Here is a 26202-nt window from a genome sequence, read left to right on the forward strand (position 1 = left end):
TCCCGAACAAAGAGAAAATATATGCATTCTTTTCCAGCAAAAAACCCATTTGTCGACCGCAAAGTGCAGTTAACAAATGGGCGATATACAAAGTTTGTAGAAACAGATGAACCTACATAGTAGCTAGCCCTTTAAAAACCTCTACTGCCGTCTCCATAATATCGTCTCGGAAATCGTACTCGTACGTATGAACGTGCGGATAATCTTCCCCATTTCCGATATAGCACATGGCCCCTTTTGTCAGCTTCGTATAATGTCCGTAGTCTTCCGAACCGCGGAAGGCTTCTTTCATTTCCACGAGTGTGAGTCCTTTGTCCTTTACGACTCTTCTGATTTTGTCCGAGCTTTCCTTGTGATTGACGGTTTCCGGGAATACGTCGTTGTAAGAGAAGCTGACCTTCAGACCGTAGATTTCGGCTTGTGCCTGTGCCAGGGTCTCCAGGTTTTTCTGTAGCTTCTCCAGCTCTGCCTCGTAGAGCGCTCGGATGGTCAAGAGCAGGTCGCCTTTGCTTGCTGCGATGCCGAATGCCCGTTCTCCAATATGGACCTGAACAACCGTGCAGAGAACCAAGCCCTCATTATTCTTTGGCGAGATGAGCTCAGGGATCGCATCGATCACCTTGGCGATTGCAAAAGAAGGATTTTTCCCCGTTTCGGGCTGACTGGCATGAGCAGGTGAGCCCTCCATATGGATCGTCATTCCTTTGGACGCACAATGGGCGGTGCCATCGATCACGTTCACCGAGTTGTGCGGCATGCCACTCATGTTATGGTAGGCAAAGATTTCTTCGATGTGATGTTCCTCGATAAATACAGCGCATTCGGCAGCGCCGTCACCCGTTTCCTCTGCGTGCTGGAAAAGGAAGAAGATATTTTTGTCCGCGCCCTTTTGGTCGACCTCCAGAGCAAATCCGGCCAGTGTAGCGGAGTGGCCATCGTGTCCACATTTGTGAGAGACTCCCGGAATCATGGATGCATGGGGGAGATCGATTCCTTCCTCCATCGGAAGCGCGTCAAAATCTGCGCGGAAGGCGATGTTTGGCTTTCCTTCCCCTGCGCGATAGATCGCATAGAACCATCTTCCTCGATCCACAATTTCCAGACGGGTGTGCGTTTTTAGAAAATCGATTAAATGCTGCTTGGTCCATACCTCATGATTCGAAACCTCCGGATGCTGGTGCAATTCATGACGCAGCTGCACGGCTAACTCCAAATTTTTCTTTTCCATCGTAAGCCTGCCTCCTTTGTAGTAGAGGGAGATCGCGAAAGGCGATGCCCCCCTCAAATAAGATTCGTGCCGTTACTGTTTCGGTAGAGACCTCTACTATTTCGATGTGATCTCCTAAAATCTTCTTCTCCTCTCAAATCGCGACGTCCTTTGGCTTGGTAATCGAGCTGACAATCAACATCGTAACCAGATTCAGGATGAGAATGAGCAGGCCGATGTTGATGTCTTGAATGAACGAAGGCATGGCTGGAAAGAGCGCCGCCGTTGTCATATTGGTCATGCCTACGTAGATGGCCAGCAATAGGCCGACAACCATTCCAGAAATGGCCCCCTGACGCGTGATGAAGTTGTTCTTCAACAAGCTGAAGAACAGTGCGGGTGCCAGCTGTGTGATGAAGTTGTAGCTCATCAAATAGAACGTGATGAGAGCGCTGCCGGCATTTAGCGTAAAGTACAGGACGACAAGAGCCAGAAGCAGTGTAATCCCCTTTGCCACCTTGGCAAGCTGCAGATCAGAGGAAGCTGGCGCAAAGGACGTGTAGACGTTTTTCGTCAGCATCGAAGAGGCAGCGATCAAAAGAACGGAGCAAGGTACCAGAGCGCCTAGTAATCCGGCAGCACCGATTAATCCGACAAACCACGGATCGAAGGTTTGCAAAGCAAGCTTGATCAAGCCCAGATCGCCTTCCGCACCTTTTAATCCGGGAATGCTCAGTACCGCCGTAAACGCGACCATGATGGAGAACAGCTGCATCAGCGAATACAGGGGCAGCATCATGGAGTTTCTGCGCAGCGCCTTGTCGCTTTTGGCAGAGAAGGTAGACAAAAACGCATTTGGCCACATGAAGAAGCCCACGGTGCTAAGTACAACTGTAGAGATAAACCAGGTCACACTCATGCCAACTCCCGGCAAAGTGAGAAGCTGGGGTTTGACCGCGCTGACACCTTGCAGCATGGAGGCGATCCCGCCGTGATAGTGGTAGGGAAGATAGATACCGAGGAACACCAGAATCCCGAACGTCAGCACGTCCTTGATTCAAGGCAACCCGGGATGAACCGTGCAAGCCGGACAGCATGGTATAGATGACTACGGCAATGGTACCGATCCAGATCGCCATGGTAGGGCTAATACTACCGTACGAAGCGACGGATACGAGAATGCCTAGGCCTTTTAACGAAATGATCATCAACGGAATCATGGAGACGACCCCAACTAACGTAACCAATCTTCCTAGCAGGGGACTGTCGTATTTTTTCGCATAGAAGTCGGATTGAGAAATGAGGTTGTGCTTGGAGCCGTAGCGGCGGATGGCAGGCAGGAGCCAAAATCCTACCACGCAGCCTAGCGTAATATAGGTCATGAAATACATGGCGGAGACACCACTGTTGTACCCAAGACCGACCAACCCCGTCAGGGAGAACGTGGTGAAAAATTCTCCTGCGAGCAGGAAAAACGTAATAATCGTTCCCATGCCCCTGCCGCCCAAGGCCCATTGCTCAATGCTCTTTTGCTGGCCTTTGCTGGCGCCAATGGCCCAATAAATGCTGATCAATAGAAATCCGAGAATGACAAAAATAGATGCATTCATTGGTTTTCCTCCTCATCCTTGGAGTAGTGGACTTTATAAATCACAGAAAGAATCAGCGAGGATAGGACGACCCACAGCACGATCCAAAATGGCAGAAAGGGAAGACCAAGCACAAACGGTTCAATGCGGTTGGCGAATCCCAATCCGCCCAGGAATCCCAGGAACGGGAAGATGGCAAGCCAGTTATACCATTTCATCGAGGCACCTCCGATTTTCTTATACGTTCATTTTTGCTAAAAACTGCTCCATTCGGTCCAAGCCTTCTTTCAGATTGTCCATCGAGTTGGCATAGGAAATCCGGATATATCCTTCTCCATAGGTGGAGAAAGCGCTGCCAGGAATGACGGCGACTTTTGCTTCCTGGATCATTTTGTGGGTAAATTCCTCCGAGCTCATTCCCGTTTTCTCGATGGAAGGGAATGCATAGAACGATCCATCTGGCCGTTCGACAGGCAGCCCTATGGAAGTGATCCTGTCATAGACATAATCTCTTCTTTTTTGGTATTCCTCGATCATCCTGTCCACTTCAGGCAAATCCGTTTCCAGCGCCGCCAGGGAAGCATACTGGCTCGCAGAGGTCGCACACACTGTGTTGTACACATGGATTTTGATCATTTCCTCTAGGAGGTATTTGGGGGTGAGAATAAATCCGACCCTCCAGCCAGTCATCGCATGGGATTTGGATAGACCGTTAATGACGATGGTTTTTTCCCTCATGCCGGGAAAGGAGGCAATCGATCTGTGGGCAGTTCCATACGTCAATTCACTGTAAATCTCATCTGAAAGAATGAAAACATCCTTATCAAGTAAAAGAGAGGCAATGTCCTGCAGCTCGTCTTCTTTCAGAATCGCTCCGCATGGATTGGACGGATAGGGAAGCAGGACACAGCGGGTTTTGTCCGTGAATTTGGTTGGGCATCGCAGTAGAGCTATTTTCCCGAACGTCAATGTTGTAACGTATGATATCTGCCCGTTAGTTTAACTTTGCCTCAGTCTAGAACTTTATTATCCAGTCTAATACTTTATTAATCAGTCTAAAACTTTATTATCTTTGCACACCCACAACTGATTGATAAGAACAAAGGGGCCTCTATTTCGGCCCCTTTAAAAAAATGCTCCGTAGATAAGGAAAGCTTCTGGCAGCCAGAAGCCTGTTTTCCCGGCTGAGCCGGTATGGAAAGAGGTCAGCCATTTGTCTGTCCTCTTTTGATTAAAGGTAACTCAAAGGCAACTCATCGGTTGATACCGGTCTGCTACCGGTATCTTTATCAACTCCAGGGGGGTGCTTACGGTTTGACTCTACCACTCCACTCCCATTCTCTTTCAAGATAGCCTCCGGTGGGCGAAGAGGAATCAGGGAAGGGGAGCCAGGGCAGACTTTGCCGCCTGCCCTCACTCCTTATTCAATCGCCCAATCTTGAAAGAGTGTCGTTTCGTGGTTCGCCTGCACCGTAAGCACAAGAAAAAAACTGGAGGCTGAACCAAGATGAAAAAGACCAAAAAAATCCAACTTCCTTGATTAGTTCGGTAAATGATCGACTAGGGGAGATTCAAGCGCAGCTCAGCATAATCGGCTATCCAAATACGGAAGAGGACCGATACTTTGCGGAAATCCCTATTCGCCTGAACATTCAATGCGTAAGCATACGCGACATTCCCTCTGATGTAGAGAGCTTCAACTTTCACGAAGACTTCACCGCAGGTCTGCAAGAGACTATCCGGATGATGGAGAAGGACGGTTACGCAGGTGAATGGCACACAATGGTTTACTACACCAACGAGGAGGACGGCTATAGATTCTATAGACAGGAGGACATGGACTACACAGATGAATAGCTTTGCAGGATCGATCAGTGGAAGAAGGGTGGCTGATCTGGAGGATTGCTTAGATGAGGTAGATGGATTGCAAAAGCGAAAAACGGATGAGGCTAGGGTTTTATCCCTAGCTTTTCACATCGCCAACTGCTAAATGAAAGCGCAGGCTGCAGAGCAGAGAAAGCACATGAAAGGAGGATACCGGTCTGCTACCGGTATCTTTATCAACTTCAGGGGGGTGCTTACGGTTTGACTCTACCACTCCACTCCCATTCTCTTTCAAGATAGCCTCCGGTGGGCGAAGAACAATCAGGGAAGAGGAGCCAGGGCAGACTTGATCGCCTGCCCTCACTCCCTTATTCAATCGCCCAATCTTGAAAGAGAGTCGTTTCGTGGTTCGCCTGCACCGTAAGCACGAGAAAAAAACTGGAGGCTGAGCCAAGATGAAAAAGTCAAAAAAACAAAAAAATCCAATGACTGCACTTTATTCGATTACTCGAAAACACCCATTTTGACTCTTTGATAGGCGCTGTAGAAGATCGGCTAGAGGATTATATCCAATGGGTACAGCCATATGAAGGGGAAGGGGTTCATGAAGGAACAGGAATGCTATTAAGCGAAGCCTTGGATTTTTTGAACCGGTTACAAGAAATTCAAGCTCAGTTCAGGGAGGTCGGGTATCCGAACGTAGAGGAAAAAGGGTACTTTTCAGTCATTCGTTGGCATGAGGAAGATATAAAGCAGGCATTGATAAATCAGGGATACTTGAGCAATCGCCAGAATGTGAAAAAGGTGCTAGAATCACGGACTGGAAAAACGCTGCAAGATCGATCCGTAGAGGAAGGTTGGCTAATTCTTGAGGATTGCTTGGTCGATGTGGAAGGGTTGCAAGCCCGGAAAAACAAGAATAGCTAGGGGAGTTCCCTAGCTTTTTCTCCTGGCGCGCCGCACTTTCGCCAGATGGCTGCCCTAATCCGCAGCCACCTGGCGAAAGTGGGGATCCGCCGTATCGGATCCTTGAAGCTTAGTGCTAAACAATAAAGAAGACTACCTGCTTGGTAGCCTTCTCATAATCCCACGAAAGAAACAAAAGAGGGTGATCGCATGTGTCCTTTTTTTGAATAGCACTGGAATTTTACTTTGCAGCGTATGAGGGGTTGAAGGTAGATCCAGTTTGGATCCTCATGTGTTTTCAGCTGCAGCGCGATCGGAAAGAAAGCTTTTCGTTCTTTGGGTGGGACAAATTCCGTTACACCCACATATCGCCTATTTAGGGTTAGGGACCAACCAAATTTCCCTTTCCGGATCGCGGGAATTTCCACTTCCTCATAATTCCACGCTTTTGTCTTAATCCAATTCTTACTCCTGGTTCCAAGCTCGATGGGACTTCCTCGACGTTTTGATACGATGCCTTCCATTCCCTGCGCGGCTACAGATTGAAAGAGCTTTTGACCATCGTCAAACGTAGGGCAGACCGAGATTGCGTTCGAAGGCTCCACAATCGATTCCAATGCCTCTAAGCGATCCTCGATGGGGCGTTTTGTATAGTCTTCATCATTTAAGTAGAGGAGATCGAAGGCTACGTAGTGGGAAGGGATCGATTTCATGTAAGACCGGATGGTGCTGTCTTTCGAGCAGTGAAACCGTGTCATGAGTGAGTCAAAGCACGGTTTTCCTTTTTCATCGAATGCGATCATTTCACCGTCTAAGACTACATTTCGTACCGGCATCCGAATCTGTGCTTCCGGGTATTGCTGTGTGCAGTCGTTGAGTTCCCTCGTGAACAGCCGCACATCGTTTCCGTTATATGAAAAAATACAGCGATGGCCATCAAATTTTACTTGAGCCAGGTAGTTTCCTGTTGGTGGTGTCTCGGATTGAGCCAAAAGCATTGGAGGTAAGGGGTGATGTATCAATGATTGTTGCATTGTTTATGGCAGACTAAAAATGTAGGTTATGGCAGTTAATTTATGCAGACCCGTAGGGGCTGCATAAATTAAAAAAACCACTTGCCAACGTCCCCTTCTCAAAATACACTCCCAGTTGGGCAAACTGACGACGGGAGGTATAAAGTTAGGAGATGTTAGCAGTGGCAGAAATTAATTATATCAGGCATGAGGCAAACAAAAAAGGACGAGCTTATAGCAAGATTGCAAAACAAATGAATCGGGATTCGAGGACGGTTCAGAAGTATGCAGAAATGGATGATTTCAATCTTCAAGAAAAGCCCAAGCAAATTCGAAAAGCAAGGGTCATGGAACCAGTAAAACCGATTCTTGATCAGTGGATCAAAGAGGACTTGAAAAAGAAAAAGAAGTTCCGAAGAACAGCACAACGCTTGTATACACAATTAGTGGAAGAACACCAATTTACAGGATCATCTCGCTCTGTCAGACAATATGTTTCTCAACGAAAACACCAGTTAGTAGAGACAAGTGATGCTGCGGCATTGCCATTGGAGACGAAACCTGGATCAGCACAGGTTGATTTCGGAGAAGCACCATTTAAATATCTGGGGGAAAGTGTTACCTTGCCATTTCTCGTTCTCTCATTTCCTCATAGCAATACGTTTTACTTCCAAGTTTTTCAGTCTCAGAACCGAGAATGTTTTCTGGAGGGGCTAAAACGTATCTTTCACTACATAGGTGGCGTACCTAAGGTGATTCGTTTTGATAACTTATCACCAGCGGTGAAAAGAATCATGCCGAACGGTCAGCGGGAGTTGACAGAGGAATTCCAAAACTTCGTTTTTCACTATGATTTTGAATACGAGTTTTGTAATCCCGGTAGTGGTAATGAAAAAGGTCATGTGGAGGCGATGGTAAAGTACATTCGCAACAACTTTCTTCTGCCAGAGCTACAGATACACAGTCTTGATCAGCTAAACGAAACCCTGTGGAAAAAAGCCGAGAAAGATCGGGAGCGACCTCATTATGTAAAAGAAACGATGCTTTCCGAATTATATTTGGCAGACAAGGAACACCTTCTTCAATTACCTGCCAAAGAATTTGATTGTATCCGATATGAACGAGTAAAAGCTGATAAATACGGATATATCCGAGTCGAAAATAAACTCTACTCAACGTCTCCTCGTTTTGCCAAATGTACGGTTTTGGCAAAGATCTTATTTGATCGAGTGGATATTTTAACGGAAGAATATGAGCTGATTGTGCAGCATGCTAGGCTGTATGGCAAAGAGCCAAAATCAGTGATTTGGCAGCCATATTTGACATTGATGGCAAAACGGCCAACTGCCATTAAATACACAAGTTTTTATGAACAATTGCCCATCGAATGGCAAACCTATCTCTCGAATTGTACAGTCCCAGAGAAGCAAGAAGCTCTCCAGCTGCTATCCGTCATTCTAAAGGACGATGATATGAAAATACCTACGCAAGCTTTGCAGCTTGCCTCCGAGAATGGCCACCCATCCGTTGATTCTATTAAGCAGATCTATTATCAACTCATCAATGGTCGTGGACAAAGGGATACCATTCAACCGAAAGGTTTTGTTCCTGCCGTTCCAACTGCCACTAGAGGATTAGCCCATTATAATGAATTTTTTAAAGGAACGGGAGGTCATCACTAGTGGAAGCATTGATAAAGGAATATGCAAAGCGTCTCAAGTTGAGTTGGGTTCGGCAACATTACCTGGAGATAGAAGCGAAAACAAATGAAGAGTACTTACTCAGAATCTTAGAAAGAGAGCTACAACAACGAGAAGAACGAAAAATCAATCTGCTTTTCAAGCAGTCTTCCCTGCCAAGAATAACAGGAAAGCCATTTGAATGGGGCCATATTCAGATGGGACAAGGTCTCACGCAGGACCATATTCTTCATGGTGGATTCATAGAGGAGAAAGAAAATTTGATCTTTTATGGCGGTGTGGGAACGGGAAAAACGTACTTATCAACTCTCATTGGCTTACATGCCATTCAGAAGCAGGGAAAAAAGATTAAGTTCTTCACTGTCGCTGGATTAGTCAATCGGCTGTTAGACGCTCACGAGACCGGCTCGTTGAGCCGATTCTTCAACCAGATTGAGAAGTTAGATCTGTTAATACTCGACGAGCTGGGGTATATTCCCTTACACAAACAGGGAGCAGAATTGCTTTTCCAGATTATCTCCATGTGCTACGAAAGAAAGAGCATTATTATCACGACCAATCTACAGTTTGGCCAATGGAATCATATATTTGGAGATCCTATTTTGACAGAGGCAGTAATCGATCGCTTGATTCATCACTCTCATTTGATCGTCTTTAATGGAGAAAGCCATCGGTATAAAGAATCGCTACTACACGGCAAATAATTTAGGGGTTGGCAAGTGGTGCATTTTTAATTGCCATTTGCTACATTTCTTACTTGCCAAAAACATGTTGCATGAAATATAACCTCCTAACAAAACCATATCATGCAAGTGGCCGTTTTTTGCAGGGAATGGATGGAAGAGATATAGAACTTTTCATCTTTTCCCGGCCGGTTTTGCGGTAGTTACCATATGAAGTGGAGAATTCTTCTGAACAGAAAAAGATGCTTCTGCTTCTGCAGAAACATCTTTTCTTTGGTATCCCTATGTCATTGCTTATGTTGTCTCCAAAATTCAAATCCATAGAAGAAAACTAATAATAATAGGCTTATCCACCATTGGTTAGGGCTAATGAGATATATCAAGATACTAATAGCTCCACCGTTAATCGGGCGAAAAATCCATTTTTTCTTAAAAATATCATATAGGGATGTTGCAAGAATTAATAGCCAAAAAATAACTATTACATTATCCGCCAGTCCCATTGTCATCACATCACCTTGAGTAGATTGCAGAACCTCCGCTGTACGCTCTTACTATAACACCATTGCCTTTATTTCGATTACTGAGAACTGAGGCAGCAGTTCCTGCAATAACTGAACATACCGTAGCTGATGCTGCAGGCAATGCTTGTTTGAACAATGCTAAGACCGTAGCAGTAATAGTTGTAATTGCAGCTGTATAGATCAGAACATCAATGATGGTTCTTGTATCGTCATCACTCATATATAGCCATACTCCAACATCATTGTTAGGGCCAACATACAAATATGTTTGTTTGTCTTTACCTGTATATGTCGTTCCACCTGTCCCAGGATCTGGTGCATATACAATTGGACCAGAGGAATTTAATTTCGACTTCGACTTGCTGATTCCCTTGCTGAATTCATTAGCTTGTTTAAATGTATCTTCTAGTAAAATGTAAATTTCTTCAGGGATGTTCTCTTTTGCATCTTTAGTAAAGTGGTAGCCACTTTCATCAACAGTATAATACTCTTTGTAATCGTCCAAACCCTCAAAAAGTAACTTTGCTTCTTTTGATTCCATTAATTTTTGAATTTTTTCTTGTGTTTCAACTGGAAGGTTTAAATTTTCCAATTCATTTTGGATAATTGTTTTTTCACTTACATGTGTTGCTTTTTCGCTTGCATGCGCTGTGTTTGCATTGGCTCCATACATAGCTGAAGTCACTAGTGAGAGTGAAAGTGCAACAAAAAGTGCCTTTTTCATTGGTAATTTCCTCCAATTTCTTTTTAATAATTGAAAGAATACCAATAATTTGGTAAATAATCAATCTTTTTTTGGATCTGAGGCAGTGACGTTATCCCATATATCATAGACGCCCGGAAAAAGAATCCGGACGCTTCTTACATAAAATGGTTTTTTGAATTTAGAATAAATGGGGAATTCACTTTATTAGCTGACTCTTCCCTAATCAGAAGATCGGTTTTTTTACTTTTATTGAACGATACTTCTGGTGATTCAAAATCAGGAGGACCGTCAGTTGGCAATCTTCTTATATTCCCACGAAAGAGCGAAGGCAAAGAAGTGGGAGGGGATCGATTTCATGTAAGAACAGAAAGAACGGATCGTGCTGTCCTTGGAGCAGTGAAACCGTGTCATAAGAGAGTCAAAGCACGACTTTCCTTTTTCATCGAATGCGATCATTTCACCATCCAAGACGACATTTCGTACCGGCATGCGAAATTGTGCTTCCGGGTATTGCTGTGTGCAGTCGTTTAGTTCCCTCGTGAACAGCCGCACATCGTTTCCGTTATATGAAAAAATACATCGATGGCCATCAAATTTTACTTGAGCCAGGTAATTTCCTGTCGGTGGTGTCTCGGATTGAGCCAAAAGCATTGGAGAAAAGGGTCGGTGTACTAATGATTGTTGCATGAAAATAACCTCCCAACAAAACCATATCATGCACGCTGTTGTTTTTTTTCAGGGAATGGATGGTAGGGTGGTTGATCGGGAAGTTGCCATTTCTGATAAGAGTGCAGTTTTAAGGTTTAGGGCGGCATGCCAGTAAAATTGCTGGCTACTTTGTATCATGGTATTTACGGATGGTTTTTTTGAATTTTAGTCTTTTACGAATGGTATGCGTATCATTATTTGGATTAACCTTTTGTAAAAATTGATCGATTTTCTCATCCTTTTTATGAGAATAGCTGACCCACAATGTTTTACCACCGATCCGTTTGATCGCCTCGAATTTAATAAAAGAATTTTCATTTAGCCGACGGTCTATCTCTATTGCGAGCATCACTTTTTCTCGTCGTTTCCAAACGACATCAACGCTTTTTCCTATTATTTTATATTCGGCTTCCCCGACACAGTTAAATTGAGAAGCTAAATCCACCAATCTATTTTGCAGCTGCTTATGGTAGGTATATGAATACACTTCTCCTAATTCCGCATATAAATCGTCCATTAATGTCTCAACTGCACTGAGGACGGTTTTTTTCTCTTCCAAATTGGTTTTGCCTCCGTTCGTCTGTAAATTCCATTTTCCATAACTTTACTATAAATTCAACGCCAATAATCGGCAGTTTTAGGATCAAGTGCGTAAGCATTTGGATCTTATTTTGCGTTGCGGCAGAGCCGCCGGGGGTCGGGGAATCGCCCGATAACCAGAGGCCCTAGTCGGCCGCGAGCGCCCGACAAAGCCCTCTAGGTTCCTGTTCACTTCTGAATCCCTCCGGCCCCTAACGCATGAGGGTTCATACCAGGGAGGAGAGAGGATGGATGCCTTCCGTCTGGCCAGAAGCCTGCGGCCCCTAAAAAGCAGGCTCATCGCCTTGTGACACAGCCTACCACGGGCTACTCACCGTATATGGCTGCGCCATACTCCTTACGGCTGCGCCGTGTTGCCCTGGCGGGTACAGTGAGCCTCGCGCCTCGTGGTACGTCTGAGCCACGCGATGGCCCACCGGGGCCTCCGATCAGACGATACCCACGAAGGAGCGAACAAAAATGTCCCAAAAAATTTACGAGATGATCACGGAAAGAATCATGAACATGCTGGAGCAAGGCACAATTCCTTGGCGTAGACCTTGGGTAGTCAACGCGTCTGTAAACTGGAAAACACAGAAACCATATAGAGGCATTAATACTCTTCTACTACCTCCCGGCGAGTACGCGACCTTTAAACAAGTAACAGAGGCAGGAGGGAAGGTGAAAAAAGGAGCGAAAAGTCATATCGCTGTTTTTTGGCGGTGGCTCGAGGTCGAAAATCAGGAAACGCATGAGATTGAAAAGGTTCCGTTCCTGCGCTACTACAATGTTTTTGAAATCAACACGCAGTGCGAGGGGCTAGAGAGTAGACGAGGGGAAACCTCATTTGAGCATGACCCGATCGAGGAGGCTGAAAAGATAATTGAAGGATATTTAGATGCTCCTCCGATTCGCTTTCATTCCGGGAGCGCCTACTACGTTCCGGCTAAGGATTTTATCAGCGTCCCACCAATCAGCGATTACCCAAAAGGGGAGGCATACTACTGCACCTTGTTTCATGAAATGATGCACAGCACCGGGCATAAAGACCGCCTGAACCGACCTGGGATTGAAACGGTCGCTGCTTTTGGCAGTGAAGTCTACTCCAAAGAAGAGCTAGTCGCAGAGATTGGAGCTGCTATGCTGTGTGCGACAGCAGGGGTTGATAACAGTACGATTCAGAATAGCGCTTCATATGTACAAAGTTGGCTCCGAGTGCTCAAAAATGAAAAGAAGTGGGTTGTACAAGCTGCAGGACTGGCACAAAAAGGCGTGGATTATATCTTAGGAGTGAAATACCAAGAGGAACAGGAGGGATAAGAAAGGGGGAGGGCATACCGGGGGGAACCTCGGTATGCCCCGGATAAGGAAGCTTTTGGACAAGCCAGAAGCCTCTTTGAATCTGGGTAGAAAAGCTTGGCCCAAAAAGGATAGCACCAGTGCTGCTGCTTCCTATCTAAAAGAAATGGAAAATGGGAATGTAAATTTTTTTGTGTAAATGGGTTTTTAACAGGCGGATGGTTACGACAACGGCTTTACATGGAGAGGCGGGCATGATAGGCTCGTTTGCCGTGCGATGCATGTTTCACTGGCATTGCCCAATCGCAAGAGATCATGCCCGTAGAGGCTCCATGTCAAGCCGACTCAACAGTTGGATTAGGCGGACAGCTCCCCTTGCAATCGGTCTTCAAACTGAATGGCAAGTTGCGATATACATTCTTTCCAACTCCGAAGCGGCATAGTCCATTTCTTCGATGCATCTACGGTAGCCAGATAGATGATCTTCCGTAGGGCGTCGTCGGTTGGATACGCCGTTTTTGTTTTGGTGACCTTCCTTAATTGGCGGTGATAACCCTCGATGACATTGGTCGTATAGATCATCTTGCGGATCTCTGGAGGATAGCTAAAATAGGCGGTTAACTCGATCCAGTTATTTTCCCAGGAACGAATTATGACAGGATACTTTTTCTCCCACTTGTCTTTGAATGCTGAAAACGCAGTCTCAGCTTCTTCTAACGTAAGGGCTTGATAAACTTTCTTTAAATCTGCCAAAACTACCTTTTCTTCCTTGAACGGTACATATTTCATTGAGTTGCGTATCTGGTGAATGACGCACAATTGAATCTGGGTTCTTGGGAACGCTGCGTTGATTGCTTCGGAGAAGCCAGAGAGTCCATCCTTGCAGGCAATCAAAATGTCTTCTACACCGCGACTTTTCAGCTCTGTACACACATTGAGCCAAAAGCTCGCACTTTCGTGCTCACCGATCCAGATCCCTAAAATGTCCTTATGACCAGACATTGAGATTCCGAGAACGCTGTACGCTGCTTTGTTGACAATTCGACTTTCTTGACGAACTTTAAAGTGGATTGCGTCCAGAAATACGATAGGGTATATCCGATCCAACGGTCGGCACTGCCATTCCGCCACCATAGGCATAATCTTGTCAGTCACCTTGCTAACCATGCCAGGAGAAACGTCAATCCCGTACAAATCCTTCATGTGGTCCTCAATATCTCGTGTAGACATGCCTTTGGCGTAGAGTGCAATGATTTGCTCCTCCAAACCATTGACCGTTGTTTCATGCTTCTTCACGACGTGTGGTTCAAATTCACCGTTGCGGTCACGAGGTACACGAATGTCTGTATTTCCGAACTTCGTTTTCAGCTTTTTTTTGCTATACCCATTCCGACTATTTCCTGAATGATCGCCATCGACACTATGTTTGGCGTAGCCTAAATGGTCATCCATTTCTGCTTCAAACAGCTGCTGGATGGTGTCACGGAACAAATCTTTTAGCATGACGTGCACGTCTTCAATAGTGCGGCAATCCTTCGCTAGCTCCTTGATCGTCATGTCTCTTTTGTCTTGCATAGATGATCATCTCCTTAATGGGAGGTTTAACCATTTACACAAAACTTTTTACGCTCTCAAACCAGCTGTTTGGCTATAAAAAGGGTGCTTTTACGGGTGCGAATCAAAACGGCAAGACAGGTCTCATCGCAGCGGCAGAAAACGGTGTGCTGTTCCTGGATGAAATCAGCGAGCTGCCTTTGCATCTGCAGTCAAAGCTGCTTCAGTTTTTGCAAAACAAAACCTATATCCCTGTTGGCGGCTCTCAGGTACAGAAGGCGGATGTCCGCATCATCGCCGCAACCAATACCAACCTGCTAGAGCTGACCAGAACCGGGCAGTTCCGTGCCGATTTATTCTACCGGCTCAACATCCTGCCGCTCAACATCCCACCGCTTAGGGAACGCAGGGAAGACATTGTCCCGCTGTTGGACTTTTATTTGAAGAAATACAATAACAAATATCAGAAGGACCATACCTTGTCCGGCAACCTCACCGATGTTTTCTACAACTACGACTGGCCGGGGAATATTCGGGAATTGGAAAATCTGCTGGAGAGATTGGTCATTACCGTTGAAAACAGGGAAATTGACCTGCGGGATCTTCCGGATAAAATTCGCAATGAGCAGCTGGGGCAAATCTCTTCCCTGCATGCTTTGCCAGCCAACCAGACCTTGACCGAATACCTCAATCAAATCGAAAGGGAGATCATCGAGGAAACCTACAGACAGCTGCAAAGCACGAGGAAAGCAGCAGCGAGGCTCGGGGTAACGCAAGCCTATATCGCACGGCGCTTCAAATAATACAAGCTGAAGGTCGTAGAGGAAAAGGATTTGACGACGATGGAGTGAGACAGGGCTCCAGATTACGAAAAAGGCATGACCAGACAAGTCTTGTTGTGCTTTTTTTCATGAGGTCATCATTCTTCATCATAACTGCCAACTGAGCCGCATTAATTTTTATGAAGCCATTCTAAAAGCTCCATCACCTAAGTAACATAAAGTAAGTTAATAACCTAATGTCTTGGAGGTATGAGGATGGCAAACCAACAGCTGAAGATCGGCATTATCCTGGGAAGCACTCGGCAAGGACGTGTGAGCCCGCAGGTTGGCCAATGGGTCAAGCAAATTGCGGACGGCCGTGGAGATGCTGCGTACGAAGTGGTGGATATTACGGAGTACAAACTGCCTTTCTTTGGCGAAGGAACCGGACAAGAGCCTGGACTTGCTGCGTGGAAGGGAAAAATTGAAAGTCTGGACGGATTTGTCTTCATCGTTCAGGAGTACAATCACAGCATCACCGGTGCCTTGAAAAATGCGCTGGACTCGGCACGCGATCCATGGTTCAACAAAGCGGCCGGCATCGTAAGCTACGGTTCTACAGGCGGTGCAAGAGCTGCCGAGCATTTGCGGGGAATATTGGGTGAGCTTTTGGTGGCGGACGTCCGAACACATCCTACCTTATCCTTGTTTACGGATTTCGAGAACTTTTCGGTATTCAAGCCGTCGAGTCTTCACCTGACCAATATCAATGGCATGCTGGATCAGGTGGTAGCTTGGAGCGGGGCGTTGAAGACCCTCCGATAACTTGAGTATGGTGATCTCGCAAGAGCAGGAAGCAGGGGCAAAAGGTACCCGCTGCACTGCTCTTTTTTTGCTATAAAACAGTAAAAGAGGAAGTCTAGGTTTTTTTTAGATAGGCAATGTATCCTAGTACAATAGAAGGGTAATTATTCATCAATGATTCACTGGAGGAACAGATGATTGAGGACGTAAGGAAGAGGCTTCGTTCAGGGGAGTATAGCATTTCGCTCCAAGTGATCAAGACATTCTCTAAAACGCAAGACAGCTGGTATTACAATAAGCAAGATCAGCTGGCCATCGTCGTCGGGGAAAAGCCATTTGTTTACGTTGTGGAAGAGAGAAGGACGGAGGCATTTTTTACGAAAAACCTTTACTTTGACCAGCATCGTTTGTTGGTTGGGACCTATTTGTTAAACGGTAACTGGTTGGGGATTCACCGTTTTGGTTTATCCATGATGCAAGCGGCGTTACTTTCTTTTCTACTAGCGAAAAGCATAGAGTAATTACGAACCGTGCCTGTGGAGCAATTGTATTTAAGCTACGCTCGTCACTCCAATGACTATCTAAGCTATGATTTGTTTGGCCAGTTATTTGCCATTCAGGAAGGGATACGGGAGATTACTGCGACTAATGCAAATAGGGATTCTCGAAATCTGGAGATGATTAACTTTTTGTACTATGCGATTCAAAGTCAAAGGAAGAGATTAGATACCGTTTCAATCTATTTGCCTGCTTTTTGGGAACGGGAGGATCGCTCACTGCTTCCTCTCCCTATTCCGCAGCAGCCATATCGCCAGCTGCAGCGAAATTTGACCAGCCTGTCAGACAGATCAGACATTCCCTTAGTGAGGTTGAGAATGCTCTGTCTGCTGTTTCATCCTTTATAATTTTGAAAAAAGATATGGATGAGTTCATTAAGGAGAAGACCAAGCGCGGTAGAAATGCAGCATTGGCGGTAGGGGGAATCGGACTGGCGCTGGCACCTCTCACAGGTGGAATCAGTTTAGTTTTGCCTGGGGTTTTTATGGGAATCAATTCGTATATGAACGCAGCAGACATGAAGCGGATGGAAGAACTGAAGCAGTCCAACGAAAATCTTCGCCTCGACTTCTTTATGAGAAAAGCGTTGGATGCCTATGAGCATTTCATGTCTATACTTGTGCCGTATTACGTATCCGAGATGAATCAGTCCGTTACTTCCTTTTTTCAAGAGCTTGCCGAGTCTTACCAGGGGGGAATACTTGGCGACCCATTGGTGAAGCAAAAGCTGCTAGGCAGAATGGCTGAGTATTATACGTTTAAACAGCTGCCGATCGATGAAAGTGTACTGACGAAAAAAGAAGCATTGGTTGAAGCCGTTCAAGGATCCGTTTCCCTAGCGGACGAGCATATGCAAATCTTTAAACAGGAGGTCACCTACTATGTTCCAGAATCCTTTACGGTGCCGAAACTTTCAGGAAAATGATCCCTTTTCAACTTTAGGAAGCAGTGCGACTCCTCAGATGACTGAAGGTGAGGCTATTGCATCACCCAATCCATTTCACCATCTATTTACCGCTGGTGCACAGCCATTCGAACACACCATCAATCCCGAGCAGCATTTCGTTCATCCTCATTGGGTAAACGGCTACGATCATTATTTAACAACTTTGGCTGAAATCAAAAATTGTCTAGTGTAGCGGAACCGCAGCTCAGATCTGCGGTTATGATTTCATCGCTGCATCTCTCCAAAAAGCACCGTTACCCGTAAAACGGCTCCTATGATACTATGAAGGTTATGATCGTAAACCAACAACCTCCTGTCACAGGCAGCCGGAATGGGGACAAAATCTTGAAAACGTTCAAAAAGGTTTATATAGAAATTACCAGCGTCTGCAATCTCTCCTGCAGCTTTTGCCCGCCGACTGAGCGCGCGAAGAGCTTCATCAAGGTCGAGGACTTTGCGAAAAGATTGGATGAGATCAAGTCGCACACCAACTACATTTACTTGCATGTCAAAGGCGAGCCGCTCTTGCATCCGAAAATCGACGAGCTGCTGGATATCGCCCATGAGAAAGGCTTCAAGGTCAATATCACGACGAATGGAACGCTGATCGCAAAGAATCGTCACAAGCTGCTGGGCAAACCGGCGCTGCGGCAAATGAACTTTTCCTTGCACAGCTTCGATGGTCACGAGGGCTCTACGAACCGCGAAGGATACCTGCGGGAAATCCTCTCCTTTGTTCGTGCTGCAGAAGAATATAAAGTCATTTTCTCGTTCCGCCTCTGGAATTTGACGCAGGACAACGCTACGAACTTGCAAAAGAGCAGAAACCGCGAGACACTGGAGATCATTGAAAAAGAGTTTGGCTTGGATTACAGGATTGAAGAGAAGGTCGTGCCGGGCAGCGGTGTCAGAATCGCCGAAACCGTTTATTTGAATCAGGACATTGAGTTCCAATGGCCAAGCCTGACTGCCCCTGAGGATGACGGTAAAGGCTTCTGTCATGGGCTTCGCACGCAGGCGGCGATCCTTGAGAACGGGACGGTCGTGCCATGCTGTCTCGATGGAGAAGGGGTCATCGATCTGGGGAATATCAATCAAGCATCCTTTTCTGATATTATCAATGGCGAGCGGGCAACGAATCTCATCGACGGCTTTTCACGTAGAGAGGCAGTCGAGGAGATGTGTAGAAGATGTGGGTATCGTCAGCGTTTTGGAGCGTAAAAAGTAGTGTTGCTCACAGGAGAGTGGGGAATACTGGTAGAGAAGAGATACTAAAGGAGAATGAGCAATTTGCAAACGAGTGAAATAACAAACGGGTTTCCCCCTCATTTTGAGGATCTGAAAAAGTCTGCGAACCGAACTTCTAATTGGCGGGAGCGTTTGGAAGCAGTGGAAGAGCTGGGCAGATGGAGAGATCCCCAAACTATCAATCTATTAAAACGGTTGTTGATCAACGATTCCGTTTACAAGGTTCAAGAGGCAGCCTTTCAAAAGCTCCAGAACTTTGGCGAGGATGTTGAGCTGCCGCCACAGAAAAAAGGAGATTTAATTAAAGGCACGACAAAAAGCTTGGTTCGGATCAAGAAAAGCTTGCCAAAGGGGCATACGTTTGAAGATTTTAAAGAGAAGCTGCAAAAAATGAGAACCGATATCTATGATGCCTACGAGGGTGAAAAAGGAACGGATTTTGAGAAGTGGCTGGAAAGTACGTGGGCTTCGATGGAATAAAGACGAGAGGGTGGAGGGATGCCAAGCGCATTCTTTCCACCCTTTTGTTTGCCAATTATTCTGTAAGTTTAAAAAATAATTGACTTGGTAACATTTAGGGTGTTAGTATTTCGGTAACGTTACCGAAAACGTTCCCGGAAACCTTACCAGAAAAAATCAGTCGTGGGAGTAGACCAAATGGCAACTATCAAAGATGTAGCAAAAGAGCTAGGGATTTCTGTATCCACGGTATCGCGAGCCCTCAATAATCATCCTGATATTAAAGAACAGACCAAAAAAGAGATTTTGGAGGTGATGAAGCGGCTGAACTACACGCCGAACGCTCTGGCACGAGGATTGATTCATAAAAAGACGAACACGATCGGCCTGATGATCCCGGATATTGCCGACCCCTTCTTTTCCGAGATCGCCAATGGAGTAGAGGAAGTGCTCACCGAGGTAGGGTATCAGGTGGTGTACGGCAACACCATGCGGAATCCGGACAAAGAAAAGCTCTTTTTATCGAGTGCAAAAGAGCGGCAGATGGACGGGCTGATCGTGACGCCGAACTTCATGGACGAAGAATTGCTTGAGCAGTTTCAGCGGTTGCAGATTCCGGTCGTATTTCTGCGACGCCGCTCTCCTGAAGGCTTGGCCGCACCGTTTGTAGATGTCGATCATTACAAAGGAGCTTGCATGGCCATGGAGCATCTGATCGGGCTGGGACATCGTCATATTGGATTTATCGGCATGCCGGAGTTGTCCTTTTTGGCTGAGCTGCGCTATCAAGGGTATGTGGATACGATGCATGCTCATGGATTGACGCCCAATCCGAATGCGATTACGCGAGGCGGGAGAACGATTGCCCACGGACGGGAAGCCATGTCTAGAATTTGTGAGCAGAACAAAGACCTGACGGCGATTTTTGCTGCCAACGATTTGCTGGCGATCGGTGCTTTAGAATGGCTGGCTATCCAGGGGATTCCCGTACCGGAGAAAATGTCGGTAGTGGGCTTTGACAATCTGGAGGTGGCAAGTCTGCACTGGATCAAGCTGACGACGATCGCTCAGCCTCGAAAGCAAATGGGGGAAGAGGCAGCACGCATCATCGACCGGATGATCCGGGAAGAAACCTATCAGGCGCAATCCGTCTTTTTCGAGCCCGAGCTGATACAGAGAAACACCTGCAGGGAGGTATGACAGAACTTTGCGCACGATCATGATTGTTACCGATATGGACGGCACACTTTTGACGACAGATCAACAAATTAGCGAGGAAAACCGAGCAGCAATTAAACGGTTTCAAGACGCGGGGGGAATGTTCACGCTGGCAACGGGGCGGATGGAGGCATCTGTACGGCCCTTCATCGAAAAAATGAGACTGAATACTCCGATGATTCTGTACAATGGTGCGAAGATTTACTGTCCGGTTACCCAGACAGCTCTCTATGAACAAGGGTTGCGGCTTCCCCGGCATGTATGGCAGTGCTATCTCGATCTGTTGCAGGAGGATGTCGGGCTGTTGTTGTACCAGCAGGGCAAAGTGTACACGCCTTGGGTCAATAAGATTGTGACTGAGCATGAGAAAAAGGACAGCGTGATTTGTGGAGCCATGGAGCACGCCAGTCTGGATGAAGAAGTCACCAAGCTGCTGATCATCTCAGACAACCCAGAGCGATTGAAGCAGTTTGAGCTAGCGACAGTAGCTAGCGGATTACCTCTGGACTTTGTTTATTCGGAGGTGAACTACCTGGAGATTTTACCTGAGGGTGTTTCAAAGGGAACGGCACTGAAAAAGCTGGTTAGCTTGTATCCCTTTCCGATCTATACGATTGCTGTTGGGGACAATCTGAACGACGTGACGATGATTCAAACAGCTGACAAAGGGGTCGCAGTCGAAAACGCTCATCCAAAGCTGAAAAAAATAGCCGATGAAATCACGGTACATCATGAACAGCATGCCATCGCCAAAATCATAGACGATTTACTAAAACAGATAGAGAAGACAGAGCGCTCATCTTAATAAACCGAATTGAAAACGGTTACAGGGGGAACGTGTTCATGAAAAAGTGGGTAAGTACCGTAGGGTCTCTCATGATGGCAACGACGCTTGGATTGGTAGGATGTTCATCTGGAACACAGGCACCCAAGCAAGAGGCAGGAGGCACCTCACAGGTGGCATCGACTCCAGCATCGGCAGCACCCGCAGCACCTGCATCAAAAAATTTGACGATCTACACGGCGTATCCGGAACAGGAAGCCGTCGTGTACATTGACGAGTTTAAAAAAGCGACAGGGATTGAAGCGAAATTTGTACGTTTGTCTGCCGGAGAAACCTTGGTGAGACTCCAGGCTGAGAAGGGCAATCCTCAAGCGAGCATCTGGTATGGTGGACCGTCGGACACGTTTATTGCAGCAGCGAAAGAAGGGTTGCTTGAAAAGTACAAGCCCCAGAATGCCGATAAAATTCCCGAAAACTTTCAGGACAAGGACGGCTACTGGTCGCCTGTTTACGTAGGAGCTCTAGGCTTTGCCGTCAATTCCGACTGGTTGAAAAAGTCGGGAATTCCCGCACCGGAAAGCTGGGATGATCTGTTGAAGCCTGAGTATAAAGGGAACGTCACGATGGCTCATCCGGGCTCCTCGGGTACTTCTTATACGGTATTGGCGACGCTGGTCCAAATCATGGGCGAAGATAAGGCGTTTAATTACTTTAAAAAGCTGAATGAAAACATTCGTCAGTATACGAAGTCGGGATCAGCTCCTGCCAAGCAAGCCGGACTGGGTGAGACAGGAGTAGGAATCTCGTTCGCCCATGATATTTTGGCACCGAAAAACGAAGGATATCCGTTGACGCTGTCCTTCCCCAAAGAAGGAACCGGCTATGAAGTGGGCGCGGTTGCGCTGATCAAAAACGGCCCCGCAGATGAAGTGGAAAACGCGAAGAAATTTATCGATTGGGCGATCACCAAAGAGGCGCAGGATCTCTATGAAACGTCGAAATCGTTCCGTTTGCCAGTGAATCCAGATGCGACCGTTCCAGAAGGCGCTACCAAGCTGACGGACCTGAAAGTCATCAATTACGATGCGGTTTGGGCCGGAGAGAATCGCGATGCCCTGGTGAAAAAATTTGAGAGTCAGGTTCGCGGCAAGGAAGGGGTCAAGTAGTTTGATCAGGTCAGGAGGGCTTCTGCAAAAGGGAGTCCTCCTTTTAAAGAAGGAGGGGTATCGTTGCAAAGAGGAAACACAGGCATTGCCTTCCAACATCAGCTGAAAACGCAACGAACGCGACTGAAAATGCTGAGCAAGGAGCCGTGGCTGCTCGGGATCATCATTTTGCTGTTCATCTCGCTGTTTTTGTTTTCCGTGTATCCCATCCTCCAGGTATTGAAGCTGACCGTATATGATGAAACAGGCTTTCAATTTGACAAGGTGGCAGAAGTGTTGAACGCCCATTTCTTTCAAATTTTATGGAACAGCCTGCAGCTGGGGATTCTTTCCGCGGTTTTCGGTACGGCGATCGGATTTGTATTTGCCTTTGCCGTGACGCGCACGCAGATGCGAGGAAAGAAGTTCTTCCACCTGATCGCGATGCTGCCGATTATTTCTCCGCCCTTTGTCATGGCGCTTTCCATGATTCTGCTCTTTGGTCGAAACGGGATGATCTCGAGCGGTCTTCTCGGCATCGAGGATTCTGATATTTACGGATTGACGAGTCTGGTCGTGATCCAGACGCTAGGCTTCTTCCCGATGGCGTACCTCAACCTGCGGGGCGTGCTCGAATCGATCGATGGTGCTTTAGAGGATGCGAGTCTCAGCCTAGGTGCTTCGAGGTGGGAAGTGTTTCGGACAGTGACGTTTCCACTGGCTCTGCCTGCCATTTTCAGCTCGCTTCTGCTTGTCTTTATCAAATCGATAGAAGACTTCGGCAATCCGATGGTCATTGCAGGGGATTATTCTACCCTGGCGGTTCAAGCTTACTTGGAAATTACGGGCATGTACGATTTGAAGGCAGGGGCTTTCATGGCAGTCGCGATCTTGTTTCCGTCCCTGCTCGCCTACATGATCCAGAAATATTGGCTTTCGAAAAAATCGTTCGTGACGGTCACGGGCAAGCCTTCTCAATCCTCGAAAGGAATCGGTGACAAGCGGATTGTTTGGCCGTTGTTCGCCTTTTGCAGCTTGCTTACAGGGAGTGTCCTGCTATTTTACGGAACCGTCGCTTGGGGAGCATTCGTGAAGGTGTGGGGAGTCAATTACACGCTGACGCTGGATCATTTCAAGTACATTTTCACACTCGGCCTGGATTCTGTAAAAAACTCGTTGATCATGGCAACGGCATCAACGCCAATCACCGCTTTGCTCGGCATGCTGATCGCCTATCTGATCATCCGCAAAAACTTTGTGGGCAAGAAGCTGATGGAATTTTCCACAATCTTGACCTTTGCTGTACCGGGCACAGTTGTGGGGATTGGCTACGTTCTCGCCTTTAACGAAAAGCCACTGCTTTTGACCGGAACAGCTGCGATTTTGATTATTGCTTTTACCTTCCGAAATATGACAGTCGGTATAGAAGCCGGGTCCAACAGCCTGAGACAGGTGGATGCGTCTATCGAGGAGGCATCGACGAGCTTGGGCGCGAACAGCTTAACCACGTTTTGGCGCGTATCCCTGCCTTTGATGAAATCCGCTATGTTTTCGGGGCTGGTTTACTCCTTTGTCCGGTCAATGACGTCGATCAGCGCTGTCATTTTCCTGGTCTCGGTGAACTGGAATCTGATGACGGTTTCCATCCTGTCTCAGGTAGAGTCGAGCCGCCTTGGTGTAGCTGCCGCGTATTGCTTGATCCTAATCTTTATCATCCTGATCGTGATTGGCTTCCTGGAGCTAATCGTCAATCGTTTGGGAAGCTCGAAAAGGGGGGCGCATTAATGGCATTGGCAGAGAGAATGGAAGAGACGCTTTCCACGAACTCCTCCTCGGTAAGCATGCGAGATTTAGTCAAAACCTATCTATCCGCAGCTGGAGAGGAGAACTACGCAGTCAAGCATTTCTCACTCGACATACAGCCGGGGAAGCTCGTCACACTTCTCGGACCATCGGGCTGCGGCAAGACAACAACGCTGCGAATGCTCGCCGGATTTGACATTCCGACGTCCGGGCAAATCCGTTTTGGTCAGACAGATGTGACCTTTACACCACCAAATAAAAGAGACATCGGCATGGTCTTTCAGAGCTATGCACTCTTTCCTCACTTAACCATTTATGAGAATGTGGCGTACGGGCTGCAAATCAAAAAGGTGCCGAAAGAGGAATTGAAGACGAGGGTCAACCGTGTGCTTGCGCTGATGCACTTAGAGGAATTCAAAGATCGGCTTCCCTCTCAGCTGTCGGGTGGACAGCAGCAGCGGGTAGCTCTCGCCAGAGCTGTCGTGACCGAGCCCAAGGTGCTGCTTTTTGACGAACCGCTCTCCAATCTGGATGCCAAGCTGAGAGAATACATGCGGGATGAGCTGCGCAAATTGCAGCAGCGATTGGGCATTACCAGCTTGTACGTGACTCATGATCAGGCGGAGGCGATGGCGATTTCCGATCAAGTCGTGATCATGACCAAAGGCGTCATTCAGCAGGTAGGTTCTCCGCATGAGATTTATACGAAGCCAGTCAATCATTTTGTGGCCGATTTTATGGGGAAAGCGAACTTTCTCACAGGGAAGATCGAGGGCCGGGAAAAAGACGCCTGGATCGTCTCGCTGGAAAACAACCGCATTCTCGTAAAAGTCGATAGGAACATTCCGGTGCAGGTCGCAGACGCGGTTGACTGTGTGGTTCGCCCCGAATTCTTTACACTCGATGAGGAGGGCGAGTTTACAGCGCGATTAACGCGAGCTACTTATTTGGGGACGTACGTGGAATACGAAGCCGTCCTAGGCAATCAAGATGTCACTTTCGTAGATTACGCCCATCATCAGCACGGCTGGAGAGAAGCAGGCACAGACGTCAAGCTTCGTTTGAACCAGGAAGCGGTTCGCATCATCCCGGCCAGAAGCTAATCGGAAGGAGGATCATATGGGATTCTTGCAGGTAGCTTTGGAAACAGCTGTGGAAACAGGAAAAATGATCAAGGAACGTCAAGGGAGCAGCGTCATCATAACAGAGAAATCTTCGCCCTATGATCTCGTGACCGAGGTAGATCAGGAAGCAGAAAAGATGATTCGCTCGCGGCTTACCCAAGCCTTTCCCGAGCATCAAATTCTGGGAGAGGAAGGAATGTACCAGGGCCAGGTAGTTTCTTTGGAAAACGCCGAGTACGTCTGGCTGGTAGACCCGATCGACGGGACGAACAATTTTATCAAAGGGCTTCCGGGGTATACGGTATCGATTGGTTTGGCATACCGTGGAGAGCTGATCATCGGTGTCGTCTACGATCCGACTACGAAAGAGCTTTTCTGGGCAGAGAAGAACAAGGGAGCGTATCTCCATCAGAAGCAGCTACAGGTGTCGACTCTATCTAAGCTAAATGAAAGTACGGTGGCTACCGGTATTCCCTCAGATATCCATCAGCATCGCGCGCAAGTGTTGCGTCAGCTGCAAAAGCTGGGACCCCTCTGTCTGAATGTCCGCGTATTAGGTTCGGCAGCATTGCATCTGGTCTATGTAGCGGCGGGGCGATTGGACGCGTTTTGGGAGCCAGGACTAAATATATGGGATACGGCTGCAGGGACGTTGATCGTGCAGGAAGCAGGAGGACGTGTCACGAGCGCACACGGCGCACCTTTTGACTTAACGACTAAAGGCGTCGTCGCCAGCAATAGATACCTTCATGAGTCTTTGCTAGACATTCTGGTAGAGTAAGGGACGTTTCCGAAGAAAAAGGAGACGAAGGGACCTTCGAACAGAAATGAACCAGCAGGCACATACAAGCAAAATACGTAGCCAAAATCACCCTTCCACAAGCGGAGAGCGGTGATTTTTTTTTCAGTCCATGAGGCCATTTCACGAGAGCTGGAGGGGCATTTTGCGGATCGGATCGAGGATTACCAGAGTGAAGGTATGAGCGAAGCGGACGCGGTGGATAGAGCCATTTTGCAAATGGGCGATCCTCTTTTGATCGGAAAAGAGCTGCATCACACC

Annotated in this window: 27 protein-coding genes and 1 pseudogene; 18 read left to right on the forward strand and 10 right to left on the reverse strand. The window is 47.0% G+C overall.

Features of this window, described 5'->3' with window-relative positions:
* Positions 1 to 112: 112 nt before the first annotated feature.
* The 5 genes from ACLIN2_RS03930 to ACLIN2_RS03950 all read right to left on the reverse strand — a co-directional run bounded on the left by ACLIN2_RS03930 (position 113) and on the right by ACLIN2_RS03950 (position 3765).
* Complete coding sequence (locus ACLIN2_RS03930) at positions 113 to 1228, reverse strand: M20 metallopeptidase family protein (protein ID WP_411503261.1); 1116 nt, start codon at positions 1226 to 1228, stop codon at positions 113 to 115.
* 133 nt (positions 1229 to 1361) lie between these two features.
* Positions 1362 to 2192, reverse strand: coding sequence for a sodium:solute symporter family transporter (locus ACLIN2_RS03935; protein WP_411504511.1), 831 nt, complete (start codon positions 2190 to 2192; stop codon positions 1362 to 1364).
* The gene (locus ACLIN2_RS03940; protein ID WP_411503262.1) at positions 2089 to 2817 is read right to left on the reverse strand and encodes a sodium:solute symporter family transporter; all 729 of its coding nucleotides are present in this window, start codon (positions 2815 to 2817) and stop codon (positions 2089 to 2091) included. Before ACLIN2_RS03940 ends, ACLIN2_RS03935 begins: the two co-directional genes overlap by 104 nt.
* Positions 2814 to 3014 carry a DUF3311 domain-containing protein gene (locus ACLIN2_RS03945; protein WP_400588546.1) on the reverse strand — a complete coding sequence of 67 codons (201 nt, stop codon included), beginning with the start codon at positions 3012 to 3014 and terminating at the stop codon, positions 2814 to 2816. The genes ACLIN2_RS03940 and ACLIN2_RS03945 overlap by 4 nt, the downstream gene beginning before the upstream one ends.
* Before the next feature lie 19 nt (positions 3015 to 3033).
* Positions 3034 to 3765 (reverse strand): aminotransferase class I/II-fold pyridoxal phosphate-dependent enzyme, encoded by a 732-nt coding sequence (locus ACLIN2_RS03950; protein ID WP_411503263.1) that lies wholly within the window; start codon positions 3763 to 3765, stop codon positions 3034 to 3036.
* 567 nt (positions 3766 to 4332) lie between these two features.
* On the opposite strand from ACLIN2_RS03950, the gene ACLIN2_RS03955 reads away from it, so the two are divergent.
* Positions 4333 to 4653, forward strand: a complete 321-nt coding sequence (locus ACLIN2_RS03955; protein ID WP_400588548.1) for a hypothetical protein — start codon at positions 4333 to 4335, stop codon at positions 4651 to 4653.
* 585 nt (positions 4654 to 5238) lie between these two features.
* Entirely contained in the window at positions 5239 to 5547 is a 309-nt protein-coding gene (locus ACLIN2_RS03960; protein ID WP_328210925.1) for a hypothetical protein, read from the forward strand.
* Between the two features lie 152 nt (positions 5548 to 5699).
* Here the strand turns inward: ACLIN2_RS03960 and ACLIN2_RS03965 are convergent, their stop codons facing one another.
* Positions 5700 to 6560, reverse strand: a complete 861-nt coding sequence (locus tag ACLIN2_RS03965; RefSeq protein ID WP_411503264.1) for an RNA ligase family protein — start codon at positions 6558 to 6560, stop codon at positions 5700 to 5702.
* Between the two features lie 152 nt (positions 6561 to 6712).
* On the opposite strand from ACLIN2_RS03965, the gene istA reads away from it, so the two are divergent.
* Positions 6713 to 8221, forward strand: coding sequence for an IS21 family transposase (istA, locus tag ACLIN2_RS03970; RefSeq protein WP_411502516.1), 1509 nt, complete (start codon positions 6713 to 6715; stop codon positions 8219 to 8221).
* The gene (gene istB, locus ACLIN2_RS03975) at positions 8221 to 8943 is read left to right on the forward strand and encodes an IS21-like element helper ATPase IstB (protein ID WP_411502515.1); all 723 of its coding nucleotides are present in this window, start codon (positions 8221 to 8223) and stop codon (positions 8941 to 8943) included. The genes istA and istB overlap by 1 nt, the downstream gene beginning before the upstream one ends.
* Positions 8944 to 9435: 492 nt before the next feature.
* On the opposite strand, the gene ACLIN2_RS03980 is transcribed toward istB, so the two are convergent.
* The 3 genes from ACLIN2_RS03980 to ACLIN2_RS03990 form a co-directional block, all read right to left on the reverse strand.
* The gene (locus tag ACLIN2_RS03980) at positions 9436 to 10170 is read right to left on the reverse strand and encodes a hypothetical protein (protein ID WP_411503265.1); all 735 of its coding nucleotides are present in this window, start codon (positions 10168 to 10170) and stop codon (positions 9436 to 9438) included.
* Between the two features lie 270 nt (positions 10171 to 10440).
* On the reverse strand, positions 10441 to 10839 hold the full coding sequence (locus ACLIN2_RS03985; protein WP_411503266.1) for a hypothetical protein: 399 nt from the start codon (positions 10837 to 10839) through the stop codon (positions 10441 to 10443).
* 145 nt (positions 10840 to 10984) lie between these two features.
* A complete protein-coding gene (locus ACLIN2_RS03990) occupies positions 10985 to 11419 on the reverse strand; it encodes a hypothetical protein (protein WP_400588552.1) in 435 nt (144 codons plus the stop codon).
* Positions 11420 to 11919: 500 nt separating this feature from the next.
* On the opposite strand from ACLIN2_RS03990, the gene ACLIN2_RS03995 reads away from it, so the two are divergent.
* Entirely contained in the window at positions 11920 to 12759 is an 840-nt protein-coding gene (locus tag ACLIN2_RS03995; protein WP_411503267.1) for an ArdC family protein, read from the forward strand.
* Between the two features lie 336 nt (positions 12760 to 13095).
* Here ACLIN2_RS03995 and ACLIN2_RS04000 read toward each other — a convergent pair whose 3' ends face one another.
* Complete coding sequence (locus ACLIN2_RS04000; protein ID WP_411503268.1) at positions 13096 to 14313, reverse strand: IS256 family transposase; 1218 nt, start codon at positions 14311 to 14313, stop codon at positions 13096 to 13098.
* A gap of 17 nt (positions 14314 to 14330) precedes the next feature.
* On the opposite strand from ACLIN2_RS04000, the gene ACLIN2_RS04005 reads away from it, so the two are divergent.
* The 13 genes and pseudogenes from ACLIN2_RS04005 to ACLIN2_RS04065 all read left to right on the forward strand — a co-directional run.
* Positions 14331 to 15095 carry a sigma 54-interacting transcriptional regulator gene (locus tag ACLIN2_RS04005; RefSeq protein WP_411503269.1) on the forward strand — a complete coding sequence of 255 codons (765 nt, stop codon included), beginning with the start codon at positions 14331 to 14333 and terminating at the stop codon, positions 15093 to 15095.
* A gap of 234 nt (positions 15096 to 15329) precedes the next feature.
* Positions 15330 to 15878, forward strand: coding sequence for an NADPH-dependent FMN reductase (locus ACLIN2_RS04010; protein WP_328210921.1), 549 nt, complete (start codon positions 15330 to 15332; stop codon positions 15876 to 15878).
* A 173-nt stretch (positions 15879 to 16051) separates the two neighbouring features.
* Complete coding sequence (locus tag ACLIN2_RS04015; protein WP_411503270.1) at positions 16052 to 16378, forward strand: hypothetical protein; 327 nt, start codon at positions 16052 to 16054, stop codon at positions 16376 to 16378.
* Positions 16379 to 16776: 398 nt separating this feature from the next.
* Positions 16777 to 17340: a hypothetical protein gene (locus tag ACLIN2_RS04020; RefSeq protein WP_411503271.1), complete on the forward strand. Its 564-nt coding sequence runs from the start codon at positions 16777 to 16779 to the stop codon at positions 17338 to 17340.
* A 366-nt stretch (positions 17341 to 17706) separates the two neighbouring features.
* The gene (locus tag ACLIN2_RS04025; protein WP_092267497.1) at positions 17707 to 18582 is read left to right on the forward strand and encodes a radical SAM/SPASM domain-containing protein; all 876 of its coding nucleotides are present in this window, start codon (positions 17707 to 17709) and stop codon (positions 18580 to 18582) included.
* A gap of 60 nt (positions 18583 to 18642) precedes the next feature.
* Positions 18643 to 19089 (forward strand): HEAT repeat domain-containing protein, encoded by a 447-nt coding sequence (locus ACLIN2_RS04030; protein ID WP_122961569.1) that lies wholly within the window; start codon positions 18643 to 18645, stop codon positions 19087 to 19089.
* 177 nt (positions 19090 to 19266) lie between these two features.
* Positions 19267 to 20268 carry a LacI family DNA-binding transcriptional regulator gene (locus ACLIN2_RS04035; protein WP_411503272.1) on the forward strand — a complete coding sequence of 334 codons (1002 nt, stop codon included), beginning with the start codon at positions 19267 to 19269 and terminating at the stop codon, positions 20266 to 20268.
* Positions 20269 to 20275: 7 nt separating this feature from the next.
* A complete protein-coding gene (locus tag ACLIN2_RS04040; protein ID WP_411503273.1) occupies positions 20276 to 21091 on the forward strand; it encodes a Cof-type HAD-IIB family hydrolase in 816 nt (271 codons plus the stop codon).
* A 38-nt stretch (positions 21092 to 21129) separates the two neighbouring features.
* Positions 21130 to 22236, forward strand: coding sequence for an ABC transporter substrate-binding protein (locus ACLIN2_RS04045; protein WP_411503274.1), 1107 nt, complete (start codon positions 21130 to 21132; stop codon positions 22234 to 22236).
* Positions 22237 to 22299: 63 nt separating this feature from the next.
* Entirely contained in the window at positions 22300 to 24000 is a 1701-nt protein-coding gene (locus ACLIN2_RS04050; RefSeq protein WP_411503275.1) for an ABC transporter permease, read from the forward strand.
* The gene (locus tag ACLIN2_RS04055; RefSeq protein WP_411503276.1) at positions 24000 to 25121 is read left to right on the forward strand and encodes an ABC transporter ATP-binding protein; all 1122 of its coding nucleotides are present in this window, start codon (positions 24000 to 24002) and stop codon (positions 25119 to 25121) included. Before ACLIN2_RS04050 ends, ACLIN2_RS04055 begins: the two co-directional genes overlap by 1 nt.
* A 16-nt stretch (positions 25122 to 25137) precedes the next feature.
* The gene (locus tag ACLIN2_RS04060; RefSeq protein ID WP_411503277.1) at positions 25138 to 25923 is read left to right on the forward strand and encodes an inositol monophosphatase family protein; all 786 of its coding nucleotides are present in this window, start codon (positions 25138 to 25140) and stop codon (positions 25921 to 25923) included.
* 111 nt (positions 25924 to 26034) lie between these two features.
* Positions 26035 to 26184: pseudogene (locus tag ACLIN2_RS04065) on the forward strand (permease prefix domain 1-containing protein); the annotation flags it as partial.
* Positions 26185 to 26202: the final 18 nt, after the last annotated feature.

Origin of the sequence: Brevibacillus centrosporus (genome assembly GCF_046622605.1) — a bacterium.
GTDB lineage: Bacteria > Bacillota > Bacilli > Brevibacillales > Brevibacillaceae > Brevibacillus > Brevibacillus centrosporus.

What these genes read in the sequence shown, in the direction of transcription:
- ACLIN2_RS03945 (WP_400588546.1), bottom strand. Translation starts at nt 3,014, where the DNA reads ATGAAATGGTATAACTGGCTTGCCATCTTCCCGTTCCTGGGATTCCTG.
- ACLIN2_RS04045 (WP_411503274.1), top strand. Translation starts at nt 21,130, where the DNA reads ATGAAAAAGTGGGTAAGTACCGTAGGGTCTCTCATGATGGCAACGACG.
- ACLIN2_RS03940 (WP_411503262.1), bottom strand. Translation starts at nt 2,817, where the DNA reads ATGAATGCATCTATTTTTGTCATTCTCGGATTTCTATTGATCAGCATT.
- ACLIN2_RS04060 (WP_411503277.1), top strand. Translation starts at nt 25,138, where the DNA reads ATGGGATTCTTGCAGGTAGCTTTGGAAACAGCTGTGGAAACAGGAAAA.
- ACLIN2_RS04015 (WP_411503270.1), top strand. Translation starts at nt 16,052, where the DNA reads ATGATTGAGGACGTAAGGAAGAGGCTTCGTTCAGGGGAGTATAGCATT.
- ACLIN2_RS04005 (WP_411503269.1), top strand. Translation starts at nt 14,331, where the DNA reads ATGGGAGGTTTAACCATTTACACAAAACTTTTTACGCTCTCAAACCAG.
- ACLIN2_RS04010 (WP_328210921.1), top strand. Translation starts at nt 15,330, where the DNA reads ATGGCAAACCAACAGCTGAAGATCGGCATTATCCTGGGAAGCACTCGG.
- ACLIN2_RS03980 (WP_411503265.1), bottom strand. Translation starts at nt 10,170, where the DNA reads ATGAAAAAGGCACTTTTTGTTGCACTTTCACTCTCACTAGTGACTTCA.
- ACLIN2_RS04035 (WP_411503272.1), top strand. Translation starts at nt 19,267, where the DNA reads ATGGCAACTATCAAAGATGTAGCAAAAGAGCTAGGGATTTCTGTATCC.
- istA (WP_411502516.1), top strand. Translation starts at nt 6,713, where the DNA reads ATGTTAGCAGTGGCAGAAATTAATTATATCAGGCATGAGGCAAACAAA.
- ACLIN2_RS03985 (WP_411503266.1), bottom strand. Translation starts at nt 10,839, where the DNA reads ATGCAACAATCATTAGTACACCGACCCTTTTCTCCAATGCTTTTGGCT.
- ACLIN2_RS04030 (WP_122961569.1), top strand. Translation starts at nt 18,643, where the DNA reads ATGAGCAATTTGCAAACGAGTGAAATAACAAACGGGTTTCCCCCTCAT.
- ACLIN2_RS04000 (WP_411503268.1), bottom strand. Translation starts at nt 14,313, where the DNA reads ATGCAAGACAAAAGAGACATGACGATCAAGGAGCTAGCGAAGGATTGC.
- ACLIN2_RS03995 (WP_411503267.1), top strand. Translation starts at nt 11,920, where the DNA reads ATGTCCCAAAAAATTTACGAGATGATCACGGAAAGAATCATGAACATG.
- ACLIN2_RS03960 (WP_328210925.1), top strand. Translation starts at nt 5,239, where the DNA reads ATGCTATTAAGCGAAGCCTTGGATTTTTTGAACCGGTTACAAGAAATT.
- ACLIN2_RS03965 (WP_411503264.1), bottom strand. Translation starts at nt 6,560, where the DNA reads ATGCAACAATCATTGATACATCACCCCTTACCTCCAATGCTTTTGGCT.
- ACLIN2_RS03930 (WP_411503261.1), bottom strand. Translation starts at nt 1,228, where the DNA reads ATGGAAAAGAAAAATTTGGAGTTAGCCGTGCAGCTGCGTCATGAATTG.
- ACLIN2_RS04020 (WP_411503271.1), top strand. Translation starts at nt 16,777, where the DNA reads ATGGATGAGTTCATTAAGGAGAAGACCAAGCGCGGTAGAAATGCAGCA.
- ACLIN2_RS04055 (WP_411503276.1), top strand. Translation starts at nt 24,000, where the DNA reads ATGGCATTGGCAGAGAGAATGGAAGAGACGCTTTCCACGAACTCCTCC.